The organism is Aeromonas sp. QDB03 (assembly GCF_027707985.1).
GTDB lineage: Bacteria > Pseudomonadota > Gammaproteobacteria > Enterobacterales > Aeromonadaceae > Aeromonas > Aeromonas hydrophila.
Genome location: NZ_JAPCJG010000026.1, coordinates 1 through 1,250 on the forward strand (window position 1 = coordinate 1; position 1,250 = coordinate 1,250).

1 rRNA gene (running past one end of the window) is annotated in these 1,250 nt (G+C 52.5%); it reads left to right on the forward strand.

Annotated elements, in window-relative coordinates:
- Window positions 1-43 precede the first annotated feature (43 nt).
- Window positions 44-1,250, forward strand: a 23S ribosomal RNA gene (locus PG900_RS22930) (it continues 1,460 nt past the right edge of the window).

The following is a 1,250-nucleotide window of genomic DNA, read 5'->3' on the forward strand; positions in this document are numbered from 1 at the left end:
CAACAAGCTGCGTCGGTTTCACCGACACTTCTTGGGGTTGTATGGTTAAGTGACTAAGCGTACATGGTGGATGCCTTGGCAGTCAGAGGCGATGAAGGACGTACTAACCTGCGATAAGCCGTGAGCAGTCGGTAAGAGACATTACGACTCACGGATTTCCGAATGGGGAAACCCACTTAGCATAAGCTAGGTATCGCTACGTGAATACATAGCGTAGCGAGGCGAACCGGGAGAACTGAAACATCTAAGTACCCCGAGGAAAAGAAATCAACCGAGATTCCCTCAGTAGCGGCGAGCGAACGGGGATTAGCCCTTAAGCATCTTGGAAGTTAGTGGAACGGTCCTGGAAAGGCCGGCGATACAGGGTGATAGCCCCGTACACGAAAACAACCTTGATGTGAAATCGAGTAGGGCGGGACACGTGACATCCTGTCTGAATATGGGGGGACCATCCTCCAAGGCTAAATACTCCTGACTGACCGATAGTGAACCAGTACCGTGAGGGAAAGGCGAAAAGAACCCCTGTGAGGGGAGTGAAATAGAACCTGAAACCGTGTACGTACAAGCAGTGGGAGCCCTTCGGGGTGACTGCGTACCTTTTGTATAATGGGTCAGCGACTTACATTTTGTAGCGAGGTTAACCGTATAGGGGAGCCGTAGGGAAACCGAGTCTTAACTGGGCGTCTAGTTGCAAGGTGTAGACCCGAAACCGGGTGATCTAGCCATGGGCAGGTTGAAGGTTGAGTAACATCAACTGGAGGACCGAACCCACTAACGTTGCAAAGTTAGGGGATGACCTGTGGCTGGGGGTGAAAGGCCAATCAAACTCGGAGATAGCTGGTTCTCCCCGAAAGCTATTTAGGTAGCGCCTCGGACGAATACTACTGGGGGTAGAGCACTGTTTGGGCTAGGGGGTCATCCCGACTTACCAACCCCATGCAAACTCCGAATACCAGTAAGTAATATCCGGGAGACACACGGCGGGTGCTAACGTCCGTCGTGAAGAGGGAAACAACCCAGACCGCCGGCTAAGGTCCCAAAGTTCTGGTTAAGTGGGAAACGATGTGGGAAGGCTCAGACAGCTAGGATGTTGGCTTAGAAGCAGCCATCATTTAAAGAAAGCGTAATAGCTCACTAGTCGAGTCGGCCTGCGCGGAAGATGTAACGGGGCTCAAACCAGGCACCGAAGCCGCGGATTCACGCTAAGCGTGAGTGGTAGGGGAGCGTTCTGTAAGTCTGCGAAGGTGTGT